The sequence below is a fragment of the Mycobacterium sp. E3305 genome (assembly GCF_001666785.1).
Classification (GTDB): Bacteria; Actinomycetota; Actinomycetes; order Mycobacteriales; family Mycobacteriaceae; genus Mycobacterium.
In genome coordinates, this window is the sequence record NZ_LZJA01000178.1 from 1 (window position 1) to 1,469 (window position 1,469).

Here is a 1,469-nt window from a genome sequence, read left to right on the forward strand (position 1 = left end):
TCGAGTTTGCCGTTGAGGGTGATGGGCAGGGTGTCGAGGGCGATGATGGCGGCGGGGATCATGTAGCTGGGCAGTTGTTGGGCCAGGGTGGCGCGTAGCTGGGTGGGGTCGGCGGTGCCGGTGATGTAGGCGGTGAGGCGTTTGTCGCCGGGGCGGTCTTCGCGCACGATGACCGCGGCGTGTTCGACTCCCTCGAGTGCGGCCAGGGCGGCGTGGATTTCGCCCAATTCGATGCGGTAGCCGCGGATTTTGACTTGATCGTCGGCGCGGCCGTGGTAGTCCAGTTGCCCGTCAGGGCGCCAGCACACCAGGTCCCCGCTGCGATACATCCGGGTTCCCGGCGGCCCGTAGGGGCAGGCCACGAACCGGGCCGCGGTCAATGCCGCCCGGTGCAGATAGCCCAGGCCGACGCCGCGGCCGGCGATATAGAGTTCACCGATCACCCCGGGGGGCACCGGGCGGCACCACGGGTCGAGCACGAACAGCGCCGTCCCGGGCACCGGCAGCCCGATGGGCACCGGGCCCGAGCCCGCGGTCAGTGGGGCGCTGATGGTGGCGTAGACGGTGGTTTCGGTGGGGCCGTAACCGTTGACCATCACCCGCCCGGGCGCCCAGCGTGCGAGGACCTCGGGGGGACAGGCCTCCCCGGCGGCCATCAACGCCACCTGATCCAGTCCGGTCGGCGACAGCGCGGCCAGCGCCGAGGGGGTGTGGCTCAAGACGGTCACGCCTTCGCTGATCAGCAGTGCGTGCAGCTCGTCGGGGGAGCGGGTCAGCTCCTCGGGCACCACCACCAACCGCCCACCAGAAAGCAGGGCACCCCAGATCTCCCACACCGAGAAGTCGAACGCATACGAATGGCATTGGGCCCACACCTGCTCGCACCCCAACCCGATACCCACCTGCAGGCCGTCGAACAAGCGGGTCACATTGGCATGGGTGACCGCCACCCCTTTGGGCACCCCGGTCGTGCCCGAGGTGTAAATGAGGTGCGCGACGTCATCGGGTGCCGGGGCGGGCAGACCGGTGCTGGGCTGAGCAGCAATCCGCGCGTCGTCGACGTCGACGACGACCACACCGCGCCCCTCCAGCCGGGGGCGCAGCGCGGTGGTGCTCAGCACGGCCACCGGGTTGGCGTCGGCCAGCACGAACCCGACCCGCTCATCCGGCAGCGCGGGGTCGATGGGCAGGTAGGCCGCCCCGGTCTTGAGCACCGCCAAGATCGCGATGATGGCCTCACCCGAGCGCGCCAGCACCACCCCCACGCACTGCCCGCGACCAGCCCCCAACCCAATCAGCAGACGCGCCAACCGGTTCGACGCCTCATCGATCTCGCCATACGTCCACGACCGCCCCCCACAACGCACCGCCACCGACCCCGGGGCGCGCGCCACCTGCCGGGCGAACAGCACCGGGATCGACACCGCGCTCACCGACTCGCCCAACACCGCCCGATGCCCCCACTCGCC

General features: G+C 70.6%; 1 protein-coding gene. It reads right to left on the reverse strand.

Annotated elements, in window-relative coordinates; translation table 11 throughout:
• Positions 1-1,469: amino acid adenylation domain-containing protein (locus A5701_RS16285; protein ID WP_156670121.1), on the reverse strand; the 1,469-nt coding region annotated here is incomplete at both ends.